The following is a 21,353-nucleotide window of genomic DNA, read 5'->3' as shown; positions in this document are numbered from 1 at the left end:
GACCTTTCTATAATTATAATATAATAATTATTCTATCCTGTCAATCAAATATCATTCGTAAAATAATTTAATGACATTTCAATTTTTTTACAAAATTTTCCAGAATCAGCTGTTGGCTGGCGGTACTGCATATCCGTTTTCATCTGCAACTATCTTGCCGCTGCCATCCTGTGCATTTTTTAATGTACGTCCTCCACGATTTCCTGCGCGGACTGCATCTAAATCCTCCTGCAAAATCCGGTTAATATCCGCATCCTGCGTATGGGCAACCCGCTCTGACATCACCATAATCAGTTCCTCATTTAAGTTTCTTACCCATCGTCCGTTACTGTGGTCAGAGGTCAGACTGTAGTTATTCTTTACCAGATCGGCATATGCGGCCTCATCCACTTTATATGACGCATTATGTAAGCCGAGAAGACCAATCTTAACGATTTCATCAGGTGTGTAGTCCTCAAAATCAAACGTATGCGGAATACGGCTGGCAAGACCGGAATTCATCTGCAGGAACTCTGACATTTCTTTGGTATATCCCGCGAAAATGATGACCATGTCTTTTCTATGGTCTTCCATAAATTTCAAAATCTCGTCAATAGCTTCCTTACCGAAATCATTGTCACTGCCCTGGCTCAGTGAATAGGCTTCGTCAATGAAAAGTACCCCGCCCAGTGCTGACTCTAAGACTTCTCTTGTCTTCTTGGCTGTCTGACCGATATAACCTGCCACAAGGTCACTTCTAGATACCTCGATAAATTTCTTCTGACTGATAATACCCTTCTGATAAAGCACCTCGCCTACAATACGTGCCACAGTTGTCTTACCGGTTCCCGGATTACCAAGGAATAGTGAATGCAGTGTAAAATCGCTGTTTTCCATACCCTGTTCTTCTCTCTGGTGATTTAATTCTACCAGTGAAATAAAGCGGTTTACCTGTTCTTTTACACCATTGATTCCAATGAGCTTTTGCAGACGTTCCAGTGCATCCTCATCTTTCTTGCCGGATGCCTGATATCTTCCCTGTGCAAGAACCTCATCAATGTCTGCTTTGGTAATGGTTTCCAAGTCCTCTGTTCCGGCATTCATCACACGATTGGCAAAAGCTTTCAGCAGTTTTTCATTAAAGTTACGAATCCAACGGGCATTGCTGTGGTCTAAAGAATTACGATATGCACGTTTTACCTGCTGCGCATAATATTCTTCATTTTCAAATTTATACTGCTTCTTTACCAGATCTTTTTCGCCAATCTCAACAATCTCATCCGGTGTGTAATCCTCAAAGACAAATTTATTTGGCACACGGGAAGTCAGTCCCGGATTAGTCTTTAAGAACTCCTCCATCTCTTTGGTATAGCCGGCAAAGATAATCATGATTTCTCCACGATGGTCTTCCATATACTTTAAGATTGTATTGATTGCTTCAATACCAAAGTCTACATTGGCATCTTTTTTATTCAAGGCATATGCCTCATCGATAAAGAGCACACCACCTTTGGCTTTTTCCAATAATGCCAGTGTCTGCTGTGCTGTTCCACCTACATTCTGGGAAATAAAGTCCGGCTCTGATGCTTCTATTAATTTAAATTCATCACTCTTAAATGCTCCGGATTCAAATAAAACTTCTCCAATCAGACGGGCAACGGTCGTCTTTCCTGTTCCCGGATTGCCAAGAAATACTGAATGATAGGACTGCTCCTGCGGCTCTAATCCCTTTGCAATACGCTGCTGGTTAAATTCCACCATGCGAAGCATTTTGTCAATCTCTTTCTTAACACTGCCAAGTCCGATTAACTGATTGAGCTGCTCCCTTGCACTGAGCTGCGGCTTATCTGAATCCAAATTGCCATTATTGCCATTGCTGCTGCCTGACGGTGCGGCTGATATAGTGCCATTCTTTGGATAATAGCGCTTACAGCCATTCTCCGCTTCAATATTCAGTGCACTCATTTCTCCGCCGCTGTAATTGAGCTGCTTTAAGCTTAAAACGGAATTCCCGGTCATTCTGATATTCGGTGTATTCACATGATTTAAGGTAAGCGCATCTCCATATACGACAGAATTGCTCATGACACCAAGGTCGATTTTATCGTCATTCTCACCTAGGATATTTAATTTTCCAAGAATGCAGGCTGCTGCCTGATTCTGTACTACGGCGGTTTCACGAACGGTTACATTCTGCAATGCAGCTTTTGCGTCGTCTATTTCTATAGAAGTAAATTCATCGTCTTGTGAATGCAGACTAGATCCGTTGTTTACAGATACCGATACCTCATATCCCGGCTGTGTTACACAGTTTAATACTGTATTTACCCTGCTTCTTTCCAGCCATAATGCCGGATATCCCTTTGTCGGATCACTGCCTTTAATGACACTATTTTCAATCTGCATCTCACATTTGATTGCATGTATCGTATTGCTGTCCCCTGTCTGAATGGTGCAGTTTTTCATTTTTAAATCTACATTCTCCAGTATTATCCTACAGTCCTGAAAAACACAGTTGTCCATTTCGAGCTTACTGTTTCCCACATAGCTTTTCAAATATAATTTAGGGTTTTCTATAATGGTAACGCTTCTTAAAACAACATTTGAATGATCCCCTATATAAAATATCGGATATACCTCACCATCCACCTGTGTATTTTCCAACACACAGTTTATCAGACTAATCCCTGACTGTTCTGTACCATTAATGATATTGTCTTTTTCCACGCCATAACAAATCCAGAGATTTTCAAAGGTTACATTCGCCTGCTGTTGGATATTAAATTTTCCGGTGATCACATTGGGTAAAGTTCTGGTTTCCACTTTCCCCCGTTGTAACCTTTCCCTTAAAATGAAGGCTTTTATTAAGAATAATCGTATCCACCACCGGCGAATACCCCGCCTGAAACTCAATGGTATCTCCATCAGCCGCTGCCCCAATCGCATCCGGCAGTCTCCATGTATTATTAGCTGCACCAACCAAATATTTCATCTGTTTTCTTTCACTCCTTTATCTGTGCCGCCCGCAGTTTCCTCCTACTAATTTGTTCTTCACACTAATAGACTGATAACCGTACTTTTGCCGGTTCATATTCACCACACATCTTATAATATTTCTTAGCATTCTGAATATCTCCCAAACATTCATAAATAACCCCTATATTATAGTCTGCAAAATATGAATTAACCCCTTTCATTCTTCCGTCAGGCATTTGCGTTGCCTTTTTAAATTCCTCTATCGCCTTATCAAACAAACCGTTCTTCATGTAAATAAGTCCCATAAGGAATTTAAAATCCGCTGTTTTTCCGAATTCATCATAAATATTCTCAAAAAACATTGCCTTATCGGCCTGTCCGGAATTGATTAAAGCATATCCATATGTTTCAACCATATCTACTACATATTCCAGTTTAGGATTTAAGTCAAATGATAATGACAATGAAAAATAATTGCATGCCTTTTCGTATTCCTTCGCCATATAATATCCCTTTCCCAGCTGATATAAAATATATGGCATCCTGTCATCTTGTTGAAGGCTATGTGCAAATTCATCTTCCCGTTGCAGCGTTTCCGATAATATTTCTAAATACTTTTGCGTATCCTCTTGTCCTGAATTGCACACATTTCTTATTTTTTCATTGATTAAGCTTTTCAATTCTAAATCGAGCAGTTTAATATTCCGCCGTGCCTTTTGCTTTCGTTCCTCCTCCGGCATATCATATCCACTATGGCCTATTGTTACCGGTAATATATATGTTTCATAATCCTTCCCTTTTAAATGACTTACCTGTTCATGTATTTTTCCTTCATAATGGAATAATTTTTTAGAAAAAATACGATTTATTATTTCTGTATTTTCATAAGCGATTCCATCTCTTACAAATGTATTGATACGTTTTATACGACCAACCTTGTACGGATTCTCTTTAATTAATTTTTCTACTGCCTTTATATCTATATCATTCAAATATTCATCACTGTCAATTACCATTACATATTCTTCTGATGCCTTTGATACTGCATAGTTTTTGGCTGCTGCAAAATCATCACACCATTCAAAATCATATATATGTGATGTATACCTTCCTGCTATATTTTTCGTCTGATCTGTGGACCCCGTATCTACTACTACAAGTTCAAAATCATACTTTTGAAAAGACTGCAAGCATCTTTCTATATTCTTTTCTTCATTTTTTGTAATTATACAGATTGATATCATTACTTATTTTTACGCTTTAACCCTTCCTTATTTTCAACTGTAAAATTTTCTTATAATCTTCTATCGTGTTACAATTAATCCAATCACGTAACTGAATTATTTCATATTTTTCCTTATTCATGTCCCCAAAATAATGCTGAATAAATCTCAAATTTGTGTCTTTCCATTCATCTGATTTCATTTGTTTATATATTTTTCTTACTCGTTCCGGCTCTATAAACTTCCATATCTGACCCGAATTAAATATTCCTCTGAATTCCTCTTTAACACATAATGTTTCATGCGCTGTATCATATATGTAATGTAATTTATAATCCTTATCATAGTAATATGCAACTGCTTTATTTGCCAATATAGGCTCGGTATTACACGTAACTACATTTTTTTTGCTGTCACACACATCGACAAAACTGATATCATCAACATATAAATCACCTTCTGCAAACACAATTTCATCAAATTGATCCTGTTGTATAAATTCCAAACCTTTATACAAACTATATCCTGAACCCCAATCACAAAAATGTGTATTCTCAATTAAATGAATTTTATCTGCATATTGTTGCAATTCGGTATAAACAGCATCTTTCAATTCTTGAAAACGATACCCCCCAACAATAACATATTTATCAAAATACACATCTTTGCTAATTATATTATACAGTATAGATTCTTTAAAATTATTCTCATAATAAATACATTTAAGGCAGCTTTTACCTAACGAACTGCTAAACCTTGTAGACATTCCCGCCACTGTCAATAAAAGAATTTTCATTTATATAATCCTACCTATCTAAAAAATCAGGTTTTATCGCTTTATAACTGGATACCGCCGCATGACCATATCTCTCATTTTGCGGTGGCGGTGTCATAAAATAATAACCATACGTTACTTTTAAATACATAATATAATCCTTTGGGCAATAAAATTTGTATCCCTCAAATTCCAATTCCACACGGTCTGCAAACATATCTTTATAATATACCGTCGTTCCTTTTGCATATAGACATCGAACATTAACAACATCTATATCATTATATCCGCTTGCATATTTTATAAATTTTTCTTTCACCCAATTCTTCGGAATAAATGACAGCACCTTATAACCACATCTTTTGAATACATTTTTTTCACACATTGAACCAGCTTTTGAATACATAAGTTTTCTATAAATACCACACATCTTTAAAAAATGGGATTCTTCAATGCTCCCATCCGGTACATTATCCAATGGCATAATATCTATTGGAATTCCCCCATGATATTTCATTTTTTCCTGTCCGACACGTACATACTCCGTACCCAGTCTTCTCATTTTTCCATATCCAATACGATAATTTAAATCCGTATCCCATGTCTGCCAGAAAAATCTACTTGTATCTAACTGTGTCTTGCACACTTCATTAAATTTGTCATATTCCGGTCTAAGCATCAAAATATCTATATCGTCATCCCATGGAATAAATCCCTTATGTCTGACAGCTCCCAATACACTTCCATATCCCAATACATACTTAATATCATTTTCTCTACAAATTCTATCAACCTCTATTAAAATCTCCAGTTCTACCATTTGTATTTCTCTTAACTGTTCGCGGGATAGAACCATTGCTTTTCTATTAATACTCATTTTTCCTTCCTAGCTTCTGCATGTAAAATATTTTAAAACATACTTATGAATTCTTTCTCCTGCCATACCGTCCATTAACATAGGATACTCTTTTATTCGTTCTAAACGTATATTTTTTTTATAATCATTGTTTTCCAATATCATGTCAATATATTGTTCTACTGTTATTCCCTCTGATTTAAGATATACGTCATAATAATTGAAAATCAAAATACTATCCTGTACACATTTTCTTATTCCATCCAGACTATAGATAGGTTTACCTGTTAAATAATACTGTACTACTAAAGAGCTATAGTCAGATATTAACGCATCCGATATTAATATTGCTTTTAACGGATTTGGCGAATAATCGACATATATTTTATTCTTATCTGCAGCATATGCCAATGCCTTTTTGTACTCTTTATAGCCTTCCCGATTCATAGCCTTCATCGTAGCTTCTAATAACGGATGAGGTCTCCATAACAAAGTAATATCTTTTTCATCTATAATACGCAATATTTCAAATAGAATCTCTCCCCATTTTTCTTTATTCAAAAAATAGGTAATACTTGTATTAAGCATTACGACCTTTTCTCCATCAATCCCCCATTCTTTTTTTACTGTTTCTTTATTATTGGATTCAATATACTTGATAACAGCATCTGTTTTAGGACTTCCTGCTACAAAATATTTTTCGCAATCTATCCCATATTTTTTATATATGTCTTTTTGTACTTGTGATTGCAAAATCACAATATCCGAATTAATGCTTCCCGGTAAACACGCCTTCTCAATCAGTCTTTGCTCATTTCTATACATTGATGATAAATAATATGGAACATATACCAGTTTTTCCGTACACTTTTTTAATTCAGCAGAAAAATAATTTTCAACAACACTTGTAACTTTATTTGCCTGATCATATGGATTATGTATATATATAATATCCGGATGAACTTCTTCTAATTTAACCAGACGATAATCTATTAACGGAATATCCGAATCAAATTGATCCAGTTCACATATCACCCTGCCACTGGCTTTTTCAATATACGGAATCGGCATTATTTTAACTTCGCATCGCTCATCATCTTTTGCACATTCCCATATACTTTCAAAACAATCCCACATCGCAGCTTTATAAGGCAGAAAATATATTAATATTTTATCTGTTTTCTCATCTAAGATATTATTTCTGATAAAACTAATATTTTCTTCTATATCGTTTAATAAATTGATATCCAAATCCGTCTGGCTTATTCTATATAAACATTCACATGACCATTCCAATTTTTGTACTAAAAATTTCTTTTCAGTACAATTTTTTTCAATATATTCGCCTAATTCCACAAACATATTCTGATAATCACATAAATTCTGGTATATTGCCTCTGTTATCGTCTGTCCACTATGCGCTTGAAATAATTTCACATTCTGCATCAATATATTACAGGAATCTAAAATTTTCTGTTTAATATAGCATCTCATTTTATCACCACACAAATCATTTTATTGGTATCAATGAAAGAATGTCTTTAATTGACATACACTGTTCATTTGCTTCGTAGCATCGTCCATTTTCTAATATTGTCTGCATAACTTTCTGCACTGCCGGAAATGCGGCACGCAGTGTCTGATTTGCATAAATGACAATATTGATACCATGTGCCTTTAATTCTTCTTCCGTTACTGTCGCATATGTTGTTGGTACTACAACCAGTGGCGTTTCACTATCCATTTTTCTGAACTTATCTGCAAATTCAAAAATCTCATCCGGAGTCTTTGCACGAGAGTGCATCATAATTCCGTCTGCACCGGCTTTAACATATTCCTGCGCACGTTTCAACGCATCTTCCATTCCCTGTTCTAAAATCAAGCTTTCAATTCTTGCGATAATCATAAAATTCTTTGATATCTTAGCCGCCTTCCCGGCTTTTATCTTTTCACAAAAATTTTCAATACTGTCCTGATGCTGCTCAACTTCATTGCCCAGTAAAGAATTCCTTTTTAATCCACATTTATCTTCAATGATTACAGCCGATACGCCTACTCTTTCCAATGTTCTGATAGTATATCCAAAATGTTCAAGCTGTCCGCCTGTATCCGCATCGAAAATAATCGGTTTCGTTGTTATTTCCATAATGTCATTTACAACACTCACTCTGGACGAAATATCAACTAATTCTATGTCCGGTTTGCCCTTTACCGTTGAATCACACAGACTGGACATCCAAAACGCATCAAATTGTTTTTTCCCTTTTTCTGTTTCAACTTCTGTCTTTTCTGCTAAAAGTGCGCTGATTCCATCATATGTAACAATTACTTTAACAATTTCTCCTCTTTCTATCTTATCCTTTAGCTTCTGTCTTCTAAGTTCAGGCAAACCTCTAAGTTCATTCATTGCTCCTTTAAAATAATCAAATGAAGCATTTTTATAATACGGAGGCTCAACAATCTGACCTCCCCACTCACTAATAACCTGAACAACTCTTTCTCTGACTTTCTTTAAATATCCCCGTTTCCAGTTATCTCCATGCACTACATAATCCGGTCTGAGTTTATACAAAATATCGTCATAATATATATCTTCCTGGACTACGACATGCGATACACCTTTTAATCCTGCTATAATCTTCATTCTTTCTTCCAACGGAATCAACGGATATCTTTCATATTTTGCAGCACATTCATCGCATAATACACCAACTGTAACTTCTCCTAATTTTGCCGCTTCATTAATAATATTAATATGTCCTGTTTGAATGACATCTGTTGAAATACATAAGTATACTTTTTTCATTTATATTCCACACTCCAATCTTTTTTTGTAGAACTGATCTACCTCATCTGAAAATTTGTCCTGCTCTGCCTGTATATCATAATTTACTTTTTTAAATTCTATCTCATCATTTTCCAAATTTAAAACCGCATAACAAGCCGCCGGATTATGATTTCTTGGCTGTCCCACCGAACCCGGATTAACAAATATCGTCCGCTTTTCATTTCTATATTCCGCATTATCCGCTTCATAGTATACAGAAAAAAAATGTTCTCTGTGAGAATGTCCCGAAAATACATAGTCATACTCTGAATACTCATTTCCTATTTTATCCGGATAAATGCTTTTCCATAAAGGATTTTCTAACGAACCATGTACTGCCAAACATTTTCTGTTTCCGAGCATAAATTGTGCTTTGCCCTCCCTATTCATCTTTTCCAAATATTGAATTGATGAATCTGTGATCCTTGACTTTGTATATTTTGCACTCAATATTCCTCTTTGTGACGAAAATTTGTCATAAGTATCCGTCATAATTGCATATTCATGATTTCCCCAAATATTACAATATGTCTGCTTATTTTCAATTTTTTTTAATAATTCAATTGTTTCATTGGATGAAGGTCCATAATCAATTAAATCACCTAAGAGTATCATCCCTTTAATACAATCCCAGTCAACATTTTTTAATACACTATTCAATGCAGAATAATTACCATGTATATCAGACAATATTAAAATTTTTTTTGCCTTATAATCTGTTGTCTTCAACATAATTTCCTATCTTCTCTCTGCTCCAGCTAACATTATTTTTTATCACTTTTGCAGGCACACCTGCAAGCATGCTGTTACTCTCAAATGTTCCTTTTACAACACTTCCCAGTCCGACAATACAATTTGTATCTATGTATGTATTATATAAAATTGCACACCGCCGTCCTATCCAAACATGATCTTTTATAATAATTTTTCTGTTTTTACTAATCTCAACTTTACTGTTCACATTATCTTTTAAAATATTATCAAATATAGTATGTCCGTCATTTGTCCTGACACTCAACTCATTTGATGCCATACAATCCTTTCCAAACTCGCAGGTCGTATATGGCTGAATTGAAAAGTGATAATCACTTTCAAAGGTAGAATCATCTCCTATTATCAGCTTTGCTTCGTCAAGAACATTAATCAAACCAGTCTTTTTAAATTTACACCCACTACCAATCGTACAGTATCCGTTATTACTCACAAGCCAGGGAGAAGCATCTTCAACTACTACATTGTCCCCTATTATCAGACAACTGTTATTTCTCACTTCAATTTTTCCATGAAACTTAAAATTACGTCCTATGATAACTCTTGCATTATATCCCGAAAACATAATTTCTCCACCTTGTGGCAATCTGCCTTCGATACGGTTATTATACTTATCTATATAATCATATGTTGATTTTATTATAACCGGCTGATGCTTCACATAAATAAAGTCTTTGTGTTCCGTATAGCCGTATTCCTCAAGCAATTTATATATTTCCTCATAATACCTGCATAATACAATAACATAGTATTTCTCTTTTTGGTTCTTTAACTCATAGTGAAATTTTACATTTTCACCACATTTTCCATAATCACTGTCCACGCAGAATGCGACTTCCAGCTTTTCCTTTTTTATTACCTCTTTCCAAAAGTGGGAAATCTGATTTTTATCATCCTGATATATACTGCATCCCCAGAATACAATTTTGCGATTTCCGATATTTTTAATTAAAACATCTTTCATGATTTTTCTCCCTGATAAATTCGCATTGTCAGCCTTATTTACCGGCTTTCTTAATTATATTTTGTATTATGTATTCTGCTGTTTCATCTATTTGTTCAAATGTAACACACTTTGGAAGTTTTGTTCCAAAAGTTTTCTGAACTTTTTCTATTAATTCATCTGTATAAATCAAATTTCCATTTTCAATTTTTTCTATTCCATCTTTATACATTGATTTTTGGTTATGCAAAACCATATCTTCATATGCAAAATTCTCCTCATCAATATATGCTTTTACATCTCCATTTGAACCATCAATCCATACCGGATATCCACCTATATTTCCACCAAATCCCGGAATATGAATGCGTATTTTTTTATTTTCAAAAACTGCATCTAAAATTGCAGATATTATTTCATAATTACTTGAAGCATTCATCATATTTCTTTTTGCATCGACCGGCATTGGTATTACACACCGGCTTAATATCTCTTTTTGATCAAATACAATTTTTTCTCCTTTGTATGAAACAGAAATCAACTGAGTAATACCTTCATTTTGCCCCTCTTTACTAATCACCACATCATGAAAATGACCCGTTGCAAGTGATACATCAATATTCCAGTCATCATTGATTCCATATTTTTGTGCAACTGCAAATCTTATTCTTGGAATTAAATGATTCAGATTACCACTTCCAAAATCAGGGTATGCTTTTCCGGCACTTTTCAGCCATGGAATAACTGCATCAGAATACGAGGTGTTAATTACAATTGCAGATGGTGTTTCTGCTTCAACAGCCTCCATAATATTTTTTATATATTTAATAGCCAACGGTGTCCAAATTCCGTATGCTCTGAAATTTTTCCATGATATACTTCCATATTTTAATCCAGCATACACTCTGCTTGTATTTACAATAATATCCGGTTGATTTTCCCGCAAACATTTCTTTATACTTTCAATATTATCCAAATCACAGTTTTCAACAATTTTTATTTTTGTTCTTAATTTACCTCTGATTGCTGCCGCAACACGGACAATATTTACATCCTGCTGCATTTTATCTTTATTTCTGCCTGCTACAATAATTTCTATTCTTTCGTCACCCGCTGAGCATAAATAATCCAATAAATACTGACCGACACTGCCCAGTCCCATAATCATAATTTTTACGTCTATTTTATTTTCTTTTAATTTTATTAATTTTGTTGTGGTATTCATCAAATACTTCCTCCCTGATTAAGTTAAAAAGCCATCTGAATTAAAATATTCAGATGGCAAATTATAAACATATTTATTCTTGTTCTGCCTCCATGCACTATAAGAATCCATTTTAAGTTTTCTTATTTATATATCGACTTTATTTTACAATTCTTTAGTTTCTTACAAATCATTTCTACCTATACTTCTTATACTTTTTACTTTTATCCATTTTAGTTACGACCAGTATTTTTAATACTTTACAACTACTGCTAAATTTCTTTATTTTTACTTTTATAATACAATATTAATTCATCAATTTTCTCACTCTGAAGCAATGGAATTACATTATAAATATCCTCATAATTCCAATCCCACCATTTCATCTGCTCCAGCATTTGAATTTTTTCGTCTGAGAAACGCTTTTTAATCACTTTTGCAGGAACACCGCCTACGACCGTATACGGCTCAACATCCTTTGTCACAACCGCATTTGCCGCAATAATACAGCCATCACCGATATGCACACCTGACATAATCTTTGCATCGCTTCCTATCCAAACATCGTTTCCAACTATAATATCGCCTTTTATGTGTGTAAATCCTTCAAGATGTGAAAATTGTGGAATAAACGCACTAAAAGGATAAGTTGTACACCACTCTCCCCTATGTTCACCACCTAACATAAATGCAACACCATATGCAATAGAACAGAATTTACCAATATGCAGGTGGATTCCTTCACCATAATCATTCGCTAAGAATTTTCCATATGTAAATGCTCCTATATCCGCAACTGCTTCCTGCTTTTCATATTCGTATGTTTTGTATATTTGAGCAGCATGATATTTCATAATGTCTGTTTTCGATAAATATCTCCCAATATCATCTTCTGACAAAATACACTCTTTTTCAACGCCTAACTGTATCAAAATATTTTTCAGCTTTTGATAAAAAATACTGCATATAAATATTACATCATATGTATCTGTCAGCTTTTCCAGATAATCTAACGGCTGAATCGGGCATGAAAATTTTTCTGACACCATTTCATCTTCCGATATAATTAACGATACTTCAAATACCTCATCCGCTGCGTTTAGCCATTCCCAAAACCCATCTACTCTTTTCATATCTCCAATTAGTAATGTATTCATCTTTTCTCCTATCCGTTAAAATGTCATATTTTTAAATGCAATCTATATTAAAATTATACTATAAATTTCAGTCATTGAATACACTTTATTCTCTAATTTTCTCCATATAAAATGTTTTATGAACAAATTGAATTTTTCTTTTCTTTGTACTATAATTAATCCATATTCACTATAATGATATAAGGAGTCTTTTATGAACATATTACTTTTCCGATATGGCAGCATCTGTGAACCGGACGTTATTGAAACCTTTCAAAAATTCGGTTTTACAGTTGATGAGGTCACAGAATTTAAAGAAAATAAAAATCTTTCCGACTCTGACTGCATTGAACTTGTTTCCAGACGAATTTTAACAAAGCAGTATACCTTTGTATTTACAATTAATTTCTTCCCGTGGCTTTCACACCTTTGCAATATCAAGCATATCCCATATCTATGCTTGACAGTTGACAGTCCCGTGCTTGAATTATACAACGGCGCCATTAAAAATCCATATAACCGCATTTTTATATTTGACCAGTTGTCTTATCAGGATTTTTATGAACAGAATCCGGAGCATATTTTTCATCTGCCGCTTGCCGCAAATGTCGCACGTACGGATAAATTATTTGAAACGACATCTTCGAATATTAAGAAAATATACCAGTGCGATATTTCCTTTATCGGGTCGACATATGAGGAGCAGTGTGCATTTAATAAAGTAAAGCTCCCCGCCTATGAAGCCGGTTACGCTGACGGAATTATTGAAGCCCAGTTAAAAATTCACGGTTATAATTTTATTGAAGAAATTCTTTCTGATGATTTTGTTGTAAAATTCATGAAGTACGCTCAAAATCTTGAATTTCCGCCGGAGGAACTTCCGACTTACCGTGCCATTGTTGCACAACACTTTTTAAGCGTAAAAGTTGCCGAACAGGAACGCCTACGGCTTTTAAAACTGCTTTCTGATAATTTTGACGTGCATATGTATACCGGCAGTGATACCTCAACTATGCCAAATATCCACAATCACGGCTATGCAAGTTCCCTTTATGATATGCCGCTGATTTTTCATGAAAGCAAAATTAATATCAATATTACCGCACGTTCTATCCGCTCTGCGCTTCCGCTCCGTATTTTTGATGTTTTAGGCTGTGGCGGATTTTTGATTACGAATTTCCAATCCGAACTGCCGGACTATTTTGAAATCGGAAAAGACCTTGTGACTTATGAAAGTGAACAGGATTTACTTGATAAATGCGCATACTACCTAGCCCATGAAGATGAGCGGTTAGAAATTGCCCGCAACGGTTATGAAAAAGTTAAGCAATATCACACTTGGGAAATTCGTCTTGCACAGTTATTACAACTGGCTTTCCCTGAACTTATGAACTAAAACATCTATAAAGAGTGTCTTATGATTTCTAAATGATATCAGAAGCCAAAAGACACTCTTTATTTTGTTTTCCACTATTGTCAAAGGACCTTTTCTCTCCTGTTTTCGATACTCATTAACAAAACAAAAAAGAAGCCAGTCCGAAGACTGACCTCTTTTTTTCGTCCGTGAAATTCCAATTACTGAAGTAATGAAAGAACACCCTGGTTTGCCTGATTTGCCTGAGCGAGCATTGACTGACCAGCCTGCTGTAAGATGTTGTTCTTTGAGTAAGAAACCATCTCTGCAGCCATATCTGTATCTCTGATACGAGATTCAGCAGCCTGAGTATTTTCGCTGATGTTGTTCAGGTTGTCATATGTGTGCTCTAATCTGTTCTGAACAGCACCTAACTTAGAACGCTTAGATGATAAGTTCTCGATAGCTGTCTGAGCTGCTGTAAGAGTATTATTAGCATTAGTATAGTTATCTACAGTTGTTGCAGTAAGACCTAAATCAGTAGCTAACATGCTGTCGATTGTAATAGCAATGTTCTGACCTGCATTAGCGCCCACCTGAATACTCTTTTGTGTGAATGAACCATCAAGAATATTCATCTTGTTGAACTGAGTTGTAGTAGCAACTCTATCGATTTCAGTCTTCAGTTCTGTGATTTCATCACCGATAGCTGTTCTATCAGCTGTACCGTTAACATCTGAAGAAGCCTGAACAGCAAGTTCACTAACTCTCTGTAACATAGAATGTACTTCATTTAAAGCACCTTCAGCTGTCTGTACTAAAGAGATACCATCCTGTGTATTAGAAGCAGCCTTATTTAAACCTCTGATCTGGTTTCTCATCTTTTCTGAAATAGAAAGACCTGCTGCATCATCAGCTGCACGGTTAATCTTGTAACCTGATGATAACTTTTCTGTAGACTTCTGAAGTCCTGTTGTTGTGATACCTAACTGTCTGCTAGTGTTCATCGCTGTCAAATTGTGCTGTACTACCATAATATTCTTCCTCCTTGAATATATAGCGGCTTCCATGCCGCTTAGATTATTTTTCTGTAGTAACCTTCTTGATTACTTACATTTATTATATCGGGTGTATTTTAAAATACTTTAGCCCGATTATAAACTTTTTTTATTTTTTTTGATCTAAAAAATGTGATTCATACTGGTTCAGGTTATTCACGTTCTTATAGTAGGCATTTGCCGTGCTGGTCGTACGTTTCGCCTGACTGAGTTCTTTACGCATCTGTGCAAATCTTTTTTCTACAAGCTGCTTATTGCGCAGTTCCTGTGCCTGTATGCGCACACCTAAATCCGTTACCGATGCCACCAGTGTCTTTAAACGTTCTATATCCTTTGCATACTTTTTCTTATTGTTCTGCAATTCTTCTTTAATCCGGTTAAAGACCGAATTAAAGCCTTCGTCCAGCCGCAGAATTTTTTCTACGACTTCGCCTTTATCCGCCACATTTTTTTCAAAAGCTTCTTCTTTAAATTCCGGCGCTGTCACAATGGTCTGCTGCGCCTCATTATAATCTACAATCTGCTTTAACAATTCTTCTTTTTTTGTCAGACTGTCTATCATAATATCCACATAATTTTGTGTATCCATAATACTCCTTACATGCTTTTCGCGTTCTTCATGACCTGCTTCCACGTATCCCGCATGCCGCGAAGTTCTTCTAATGCCTGTTCTAATTCTTCTTTGCTCTTATGGATATTTGCTCTTACCAGTAAATCATAGATATAACGGTAAATATTGTTAAAGTCCTGTGCAACCGGATAAGAATAATTCAGTGTAGACTGCAATTCTTCAATAATTGCCTCTGCTTTTGTGATGTTCTCATGCGCCTTTTGAATATTCTTTTCTTCAATGCCTATCATGGCAATATTGCAGAACTTAATTGCCCCTTCGTAAAGGAGCAATGTCAGTTCTGCCGGAGATGCCGTGAGGACTTTATTGTTGTTATATTTTGCATATGGATTATTCACTGCCACTTCTTCTTCCTCCTACATCCTGTATCCTTAGCCAAACAATCCTGAAATAGAGGAGGACTGTGCATTTAAAGATGCCAGTGCAGATTCCATACGTGAGAACTTCTTGTAGTAAATTTCTTCCCATGTAGAAATCTTTTCTTCCTGATCGGATATCTTCTTTGTATACTCTGAATACTGTGTTGCCATTTCTTTGTCATTGTAAACAGACATATAACTGCTCATGCTGTTTGAAGTTCTTAACTTCTTACCTAACGCAGAGTACAAATTCTGTGAAAGCTGTGAAAAATACTTAATTACACCTTCTGAATCGTTGGCAATTGCCGCCCTTAATTTATCAGAATTTCCCTTCGTTGTAGAGTCATCTTCATCACCGTCAATGTGGTATACACCTTTTTCGTCTGTAGATGTTGAAAAATAACTGCCCGTGGAAATACCAAACTTTGATAAATTATAGGATTTTCCGTCAATTGTAATGCTGCTAAGCATCGTATTCTTCATGGTTGATATAATACCGTCCAATGTTGAATCACGACGAAGCAGGGAATCCTTAATCTTCGTTTCCCACTTTTCAATTTCATCATCCGACATAGCATCTTTTTCGTCATCCGTCAGCGGCTCATATCCCTTTGAACTTTCCGCATTATATGCTCCCTCTAAAGTCTTAATCAATTCATTGTACTCTGAGAACATATCCTTAATCGTATCATAGATGCCGTCTACATCCGTATCGGTTGTAATCGTCACTGCCTCATTTCCTGTCAACGCCGTTGCCTGAATCGTTAAACCGTTGATAGAGAAGTTATTGGTTGTATTTTCAAAGGTTGCGCCATTTAACTCAATCTTTGCATTGCTTCCGGCAATACGAACTGCAGAAGTTGCATCTGTCGTTGTAGATACGCCGAGTGTTGAAAGTGCTGCCTGATATTCAGCTTCTGTCACACTGGTGCTGTCGCTCTGATACTTTGTAACAACAGCATAAGCATCTACCATCTTCTGTGCATAATCATACTGTTCCTGTGCCGTCGCCTGATAGCTTGATGCCAGTGAATTGCCTCCTGCAATTGCAGTATCATAGTCTAAGAGTATCTTACCGGTTGTGCTGTCAACCTGTGTTGCATCAGTGCTGTCAACACCTGCCTGTGTATAAAACTCTGCAATCTTTGCTTCATTTTCCTTAATTGTGGAAGCCGCCTTGTCAAGCATTGCATCAATATCACTTGTATAAGTACCGTTTTCATTTTTTGTTCTGCTAAGAACCGCTGTATCACTTCCGGCTACCGAAACAACTGCCTGTGCCGCTGCCAGCTGCAGCTTTTCATCATCTGTGATTGTACCGGCAGTCTGTTTTGCCTTCAAATCAGATACCGCATCTGTCAGATACTTTCTGGCTGCTGCTAAAGTATCCGCATCCTTCGGATTCCAGTTGCCATTGCCGTCATCGGTGTATTCTGCCAGTTCAATAAATTTATTCAAATATTCCTGCTGGTATTTCTGCTGTGTATTGGCATCCTGTAAAGAAGCAATCGACTTATTATAGGATGCAATTGCGGAATCATAGTTGCTCTTTGCCGTTGCAGATACATAATCAGACTGGCTTAAAATATTCTGATACTTTGTAATATCCTTTGCAACCGTATCAACCGTAGAAGCCTGAATCTTTAATGCTTCCATAGCGCTCTTACCGTTACTGTTTGCTGCTGTCATAGAGAAATCATTGTCCGCACCTGAACTCTTGGCACTGATAAAGAAACGCTGGTTATTCTCATCGAAACTTGCATTTAATCCTGCATCCTTTAACTTACCGACAAACTGATCAATTGTCATATCGGAACTCATCGTAATCGTTGTCGTCTTTCCGGATGCGGTAACGGTAATACCTGCTCCGTCAGCAACACCTTCCATACCGCTTACTTCACTTAATTTATTGGTTCCTGTAAGCTTATCACCGGATTTACTGCTGACTTTTCCACCGGTCAGATAACCTGTGGAAGCAAGCTGTGTTACCTTTAAGGTCTGCGTACCGCTGACTGCAGACGTTGAAGCTGATACCGTTGCATATGATGAATTGTTAATTGTTGCTTTCTTTAAATTATATGCACTTGTCAGTCGATTGCTTGAAAGTGTTCCTGTATAAAAGTTTGTAATTTTTGTGTTGATAGTCTTCCACTTATCCTGTTTCCATGAAAGCTTTTTCTGTGCTTTCTCGTAATCTTCTTTTTTAGTCCGATAGCTTAATACCATTGCAGATACTAACGCTTCCGTATCCAGACCGGACTGCATACCTGATAAACGAATTGGCATATTATCTACCCCTTTCTATATGTCCTTATGTTTTTATATCCGTATTTACTACATTTTCTCATCGACAAGAAGTCCTGCCAGTTCACAGGCTTTTGTGAACATTTTAAGCATTTTTTCAGAAGGAATCTCTTTTAATACTTCTCCCGTTTCCTTGTCTTTAATCTTAATGGTGATTCGATTCATCGGTTCATAAACACCAAACTCTGCAACTGTATTGCTGTTTAGCACTTTGCTGATGTCTTTGACGTCTGCAAGCGTTGCTTTGCTTTCCTGACTTTCAGGAGATGCACTGTCCTGTCCAAACGGAAGCTGTACTGCCTGTGTCGTCTGTGCCGCAGTATAATCTGCTGTCTGTGTACTGCTGCCTGCTGCCTGAACATTCGTTGTTACCGATGCTGCCGTCTGTACACTCTGTGCTGCTGCCGATGCTTTGTTAATTGATTCTAATCCCACTTTTATCCACCTCCGTGTGATAACGTATGCTTTGTTTCCTTGTTCCCCGGCGAATATCCTTTTTCGCCGTTTTTAAACTGCACTTTAACCGCAGTTCATCTCATTTCTTATTAGTATTATCGGTTTTTCTGACCCGAATCTTTAGAATAACTTTTTTAATTTTTCCATATCAACGGATTCCAGCGCCTCTTTATTGGCTTCCTGAATCTGTGTAAAGACTTCTTTTCGATAAATCGGAACAGATTTCGGTGCAGAAATACCGATTTTAATCTGGTCGCCCTTGATTTCAAGAATCTTTATTTCAATATTATCGTTGATAATAATAGCTTCGTCTTTTTTCCTCGATAATGCCAGCATTTCTATTCACCCGCCTTTTCTTTTCTTTCCTTTAAAAGATTATAAATCGGAAAGCGTACTAAGTAATCTTCATTTGCTGCCGCTACCTGAACTGCGTTCATTGTTTTGGAATCCACAATAATCGGCGCTTTTAAATTACAGGTCATCTTTGTAATATCCGGCGGTACTGTCATTGTTATAAACACGATTAAATCTTCTTCCGATACGTCTTCTCCCAGACTGTAAATCAATTCGTCTTCCACAACCGGCGCATAATCGTCAATAATGTATTCCGGCTTAATAATCGGCAGTGCCAGTGCCTGTTCATCTAATGACTGCAGCCACATAATCGGATTATCTTTCTCTTCATCGGTTTCGTATACAATTGCAAACCGGGTACAATCCTCAAATCCAATCAGTCCCTTTTTAAATGTAATTATCTTGGCATCGTCAATCTCCACCGTGCCAAACCATTTTGTATTAATCTGCATAATCTGCTCCTTCTAATAAAGACTGCCTGCGCACATTCTCACAAGCAGTCTTTTATTTTGCTTTTATTTTTATCCTAAGAAATCTAACAGTGTCTGCTGTACAACCTTGCTGGCTGCCTGAAGCGATGCATTGTATACAAGCTGGGCTGATGTATAGCTTACAACAACATCTTCCAGATCAATGTCTTCATTGGCAGACTTGCTTTCTGTGACATTGGTAAACTGTTCATTCAATCTTCCCTGTGTCAGTTCCAGTCTTGTAAGTCTGTTACCGACGTCTGCATTGGCAAGGGAAATCGTCTGCTTATAGCCCTGCATCTGTGAAATGCCGCTTTCAAACGCCTTGGTCATCTCATCTTCTGCCAGTGTTTTCTGCTTATTCAAGCCATTCAGCATCGAATTTAACTTTTTCTGTGAGTCCTCATCGCTATACCGGGCTTCCTTTAACATGCCTTCCACCTGTGAAATCTGGCTTTCTAAGTCGAGTACATTCTGAACGGATGTTACAAGGTCATCAATATCTCTGCCAAGGTTAATATCGAATGCCTCATTGGCTTCGGTATTAATCTTAATCTTCTGTGCATAGTTGATGTTGTATTCTACATCTTCCCTGACTTTATCATAGACGATTCCTGTCGTATTATCCACACAGTCATAATACATTGTCGGATTCAAATCATCTTTAACAAAGTTATCCTTCTGATACGTAAATGAAAAGCTGTCAGAGGTGTAGACCTGCTTATAAACATTTTCACCCATCAGCACTTCACCTGTTGTTGCATTAAAGGCAATTTCATTATCGCCCGGAATGTAGTTTTTATCCGTTGTATTTGTAAATGTCAGTGCAGTACCGGTAGAATCTGTAATGCTGTACTGTCCGTTGGCATCCGGATTGACCGTTGTTGTCGTTGTAATCGGGTTGCCGTCTGCGTCCAGCTGCTTGTTACCATTGCCATCTAACTGATACGTTGTAACGGTTGCCGTGCCATCTGCGGCAAAGCTGATATCTGTATTGTTATAGCTTAAGCTATATCCGGTGTTTTTCACATCTGAATAGCCAAGGCGCAGTCTGTAGACACTTTCCACATTTGGCATCACAGCATTGCCATCTGTATCGTAAGATACATTGAGATTTAAAATATCTGCATTGCTGTACGCATTGGTATAGACGGTCTTGCTTGAAATATCATCTCTGCCAAACTTCTGTGTAATCGTATAATCTGCTTCAGCTGCCAGTGCATCGGACTGATAGGTCAGTGTCGTATCCGTCTTATAACCGGTAAATACGTAACGTCCGGCGTAATCTACATTTCCTTCATCGTAGAAAGTCTTTTTTAAAGCCTTTAAGCTTTCTGCAATCGTATTTCTCTGTTCTGATGCATAAGAATCGGATGAACCCTGATTGCAGTATTCATACAGCTTATTAATAACAGATTCGCCCTGTGTCAGCGCGCCCTGTGTTGTTGAAAGCCACTGCTGTGCATCTGGGATATTTTTCTTTAAATACTGTGTTACTTCATTTAAGCTGGCACGAAGACGTAACGCACGAATGGCAATAATCGGGTCTTCTGACGGCTTATTAATCTTTTTTTGTGTAGACAGCTGGGTATCCAGTGTATTAACCTGTTTTTTATTCACCTGGATATTTGCCATACTGCTGTTAATCATCATCTGATTTGTAATTCTCATATCTTC

Annotated in this window: 20 protein-coding genes; 1 reads left to right on the top strand and 19 read right to left on the bottom strand. The window is 36.6% G+C overall.

Annotation, left to right across the window (positions count from 1 at the left end; all coding sequences use genetic code 11):
• Positions 1-105 precede the first annotated feature (105 nt).
• The 11 genes from LI288_RS14465 to LI288_RS11385 form a co-directional block, all read right to left on the bottom strand.
• Positions 106-2,802 carry an AAA family ATPase gene (locus LI288_RS14465; protein ID WP_227090491.1) on the bottom strand — a complete coding sequence of 899 codons (2,697 nt, stop codon included), beginning with the start codon at positions 2,800-2,802 and terminating at the stop codon, positions 106-108.
• Complete coding sequence (locus tag LI288_RS11430; RefSeq protein WP_227090490.1) at positions 2,759-2,971, bottom strand: hypothetical protein; 213 nt, start codon at positions 2,969-2,971, stop codon at positions 2,759-2,761. Before LI288_RS11430 ends, LI288_RS14465 begins: the two co-directional genes overlap by 44 nt.
• 64 nt (positions 2,972-3,035) lie before the next feature.
• The gene (locus tag LI288_RS11425; RefSeq protein WP_227090489.1) at positions 3,036-4,199 is read right to left on the bottom strand and encodes a glycosyltransferase; all 1,164 of its coding nucleotides are present in this window, start codon (positions 4,197-4,199) and stop codon (positions 3,036-3,038) included.
• A gap of 16 nt (positions 4,200-4,215) precedes the next feature.
• Positions 4,216-4,974 (bottom strand): DUF6564 domain-containing protein, encoded by a 759-nt coding sequence (locus LI288_RS11420; protein WP_227090488.1) that lies wholly within the window; start codon positions 4,972-4,974, stop codon positions 4,216-4,218.
• A 10-nt stretch (positions 4,975-4,984) separates the two neighbouring features.
• Positions 4,985-5,830, bottom strand: a complete 846-nt coding sequence (locus LI288_RS11415; RefSeq protein WP_227090487.1) for a LicD family protein — start codon at positions 5,828-5,830, stop codon at positions 4,985-4,987.
• 9 nt (positions 5,831-5,839) lie between these two features.
• Entirely contained in the window at positions 5,840-7,165 is a 1,326-nt protein-coding gene (locus tag LI288_RS14460) for a CDP-glycerol glycerophosphotransferase family protein (RefSeq protein ID WP_227090486.1), read from the bottom strand.
• A 154-nt stretch (positions 7,166-7,319) separates the two neighbouring features.
• Positions 7,320-8,615 (bottom strand): phosphoenolpyruvate mutase, encoded by a 1,296-nt coding sequence (aepX, locus tag LI288_RS11405; RefSeq protein WP_227090485.1) that lies wholly within the window; start codon positions 8,613-8,615, stop codon positions 7,320-7,322.
• Positions 8,616-9,368, bottom strand: a complete 753-nt coding sequence (locus tag LI288_RS11400) for a metallophosphoesterase family protein (RefSeq protein ID WP_227090484.1) — start codon at positions 9,366-9,368, stop codon at positions 8,616-8,618. It abuts the gene before it with no gap.
• A complete protein-coding gene (locus LI288_RS11395) occupies positions 9,346-10,371 on the bottom strand; it encodes an acyltransferase (protein WP_227090483.1) in 1,026 nt (341 codons plus the stop codon). The genes LI288_RS11400 and LI288_RS11395 overlap by 23 nt, the downstream gene beginning before the upstream one ends.
• Before the next feature lie 34 nt (positions 10,372-10,405).
• Positions 10,406-11,575, bottom strand: coding sequence for a saccharopine dehydrogenase NADP-binding domain-containing protein (locus LI288_RS11390; protein ID WP_227090482.1), 1,170 nt, complete (start codon positions 11,573-11,575; stop codon positions 10,406-10,408).
• Between the two features lie 251 nt (positions 11,576-11,826).
• Positions 11,827-12,711, bottom strand: a complete 885-nt coding sequence (locus tag LI288_RS11385) for a CatB-related O-acetyltransferase (protein ID WP_227090481.1) — start codon at positions 12,709-12,711, stop codon at positions 11,827-11,829.
• Between the two features lie 193 nt (positions 12,712-12,904).
• On the opposite strand from LI288_RS11385, the gene LI288_RS11380 reads away from it, so the two are divergent.
• The gene (locus LI288_RS11380; RefSeq protein ID WP_227090480.1) at positions 12,905-14,086 is read left to right on the top strand and encodes a CgeB family protein; all 1,182 of its coding nucleotides are present in this window, start codon (positions 12,905-12,907) and stop codon (positions 14,084-14,086) included.
• A 179-nt stretch (positions 14,087-14,265) separates the two neighbouring features.
• On the opposite strand, the gene LI288_RS11375 is transcribed toward LI288_RS11380, so the two are convergent.
• The 8 genes from LI288_RS11375 to LI288_RS11340 form a co-directional block, all read right to left on the bottom strand.
• On the bottom strand, positions 14,266-15,078 hold the full coding sequence (locus LI288_RS11375; RefSeq protein WP_227090479.1) for a flagellin N-terminal helical domain-containing protein: 813 nt from the start codon (positions 15,076-15,078) through the stop codon (positions 14,266-14,268).
• A 133-nt stretch (positions 15,079-15,211) separates the two neighbouring features.
• Positions 15,212-15,691 carry a flagellar export chaperone FlgN gene (flgN, locus tag LI288_RS11370; protein WP_227090478.1) on the bottom strand — a complete coding sequence of 160 codons (480 nt, stop codon included), beginning with the start codon at positions 15,689-15,691 and terminating at the stop codon, positions 15,212-15,214.
• Positions 15,692-15,699: 8 nt separating this feature from the next.
• Positions 15,700-16,077 (bottom strand): flagellar export chaperone FliS, encoded by a 378-nt coding sequence (gene fliS, locus LI288_RS11365; protein WP_227090477.1) that lies wholly within the window; start codon positions 16,075-16,077, stop codon positions 15,700-15,702.
• 27 nt (positions 16,078-16,104) lie between these two features.
• Complete coding sequence (gene fliD, locus LI288_RS11360; RefSeq protein WP_227090476.1) at positions 16,105-18,378, bottom strand: flagellar filament capping protein FliD; 2,274 nt, start codon at positions 18,376-18,378, stop codon at positions 16,105-16,107.
• 48 nt (positions 18,379-18,426) lie between these two features.
• Positions 18,427-18,831, bottom strand: coding sequence for a flagellar protein FlaG (locus LI288_RS11355; protein WP_227090475.1), 405 nt, complete (start codon positions 18,829-18,831; stop codon positions 18,427-18,429).
• Between the two features lie 141 nt (positions 18,832-18,972).
• Complete coding sequence (gene csrA / locus LI288_RS11350) at positions 18,973-19,188, bottom strand: carbon storage regulator CsrA (protein ID WP_227090474.1); 216 nt, start codon at positions 19,186-19,188, stop codon at positions 18,973-18,975.
• Positions 19,189-19,190: 2 nt separating this feature from the next.
• Positions 19,191-19,658, bottom strand: a complete 468-nt coding sequence (gene fliW, locus LI288_RS11345) for a flagellar assembly protein FliW (protein ID WP_227090473.1) — start codon at positions 19,656-19,658, stop codon at positions 19,191-19,193.
• A 69-nt stretch (positions 19,659-19,727) separates the two neighbouring features.
• Positions 19,728-21,347, bottom strand: coding sequence for a flagellin N-terminal helical domain-containing protein (locus LI288_RS11340; RefSeq protein ID WP_227090472.1), 1,620 nt, complete (start codon positions 21,345-21,347; stop codon positions 19,728-19,730).
• Positions 21,348-21,353 lie beyond the last annotated feature (6 nt).

Origin of the sequence: Lachnospira pectinoschiza, from assembly GCF_020564355.1 — a bacterium.
Taxonomy (GTDB): Bacteria; Bacillota; Clostridia; order Lachnospirales; family Lachnospiraceae; genus Lachnospira; species Lachnospira intestinalis.
The sequence above is the reverse complement of the archived record's forward strand: the minus strand, read 5'-3'. Positions and strand labels throughout refer to the sequence as shown.

What these genes read in the sequence shown, in the direction of transcription:
- LI288_RS11430 (WP_227090490.1), bottom strand. Translation starts at nt 2,971, where the DNA reads ATGAAATATTTGGTTGGTGCAGCTAATAATACATGGAGACTGCCGGAT.
- LI288_RS11425 (WP_227090489.1), bottom strand. Translation starts at nt 4,199, where the DNA reads ATGATATCAATCTGTATAATTACAAAAAATGAAGAAAAGAATATAGAA.
- LI288_RS11420 (WP_227090488.1), bottom strand. Translation starts at nt 4,974, where the DNA reads ATGAAAATTCTTTTATTGACAGTGGCGGGAATGTCTACAAGGTTTAGC.
- LI288_RS11415 (WP_227090487.1), bottom strand. Translation starts at nt 5,830, where the DNA reads ATGAGTATTAATAGAAAAGCAATGGTTCTATCCCGCGAACAGTTAAGA.
- aepX (WP_227090485.1), bottom strand. Translation starts at nt 8,615, where the DNA reads ATGAAAAAAGTATACTTATGTATTTCAACAGATGTCATTCAAACAGGA.
- LI288_RS11400 (WP_227090484.1), bottom strand. Translation starts at nt 9,368, where the DNA reads ATGTTGAAGACAACAGATTATAAGGCAAAAAAAATTTTAATATTGTCT.
- LI288_RS11395 (WP_227090483.1), bottom strand. Translation starts at nt 10,371, where the DNA reads ATGAAAGATGTTTTAATTAAAAATATCGGAAATCGCAAAATTGTATTC.
- LI288_RS11390 (WP_227090482.1), bottom strand. Translation starts at nt 11,575, where the DNA reads ATGAATACCACAACAAAATTAATAAAATTAAAAGAAAATAAAATAGAC.
- LI288_RS11385 (WP_227090481.1), bottom strand. Translation starts at nt 12,711, where the DNA reads ATGAATACATTACTAATTGGAGATATGAAAAGAGTAGATGGGTTTTGG.
- LI288_RS11380 (WP_227090480.1), top strand. Translation starts at nt 12,905, where the DNA reads ATGAACATATTACTTTTCCGATATGGCAGCATCTGTGAACCGGACGTT.
- LI288_RS11375 (WP_227090479.1), bottom strand. Translation starts at nt 15,078, where the DNA reads ATGGTAGTACAGCACAATTTGACAGCGATGAACACTAGCAGACAGTTA.
- flgN (WP_227090478.1), bottom strand. Translation starts at nt 15,691, where the DNA reads ATGGATACACAAAATTATGTGGATATTATGATAGACAGTCTGACAAAA.
- fliD (WP_227090476.1), bottom strand. Translation starts at nt 18,378, where the DNA reads ATGCCAATTCGTTTATCAGGTATGCAGTCCGGTCTGGATACGGAAGCG.
- csrA (WP_227090474.1), bottom strand. Translation starts at nt 19,188, where the DNA reads ATGCTGGCATTATCGAGGAAAAAAGACGAAGCTATTATTATCAACGAT.
- fliW (WP_227090473.1), bottom strand. Translation starts at nt 19,658, where the DNA reads ATGCAGATTAATACAAAATGGTTTGGCACGGTGGAGATTGACGATGCC.
- LI288_RS11340 (WP_227090472.1), bottom strand. Translation starts at nt 21,347, where the DNA reads ATGAGAATTACAAATCAGATGATGATTAACAGCAGTATGGCAAATATC.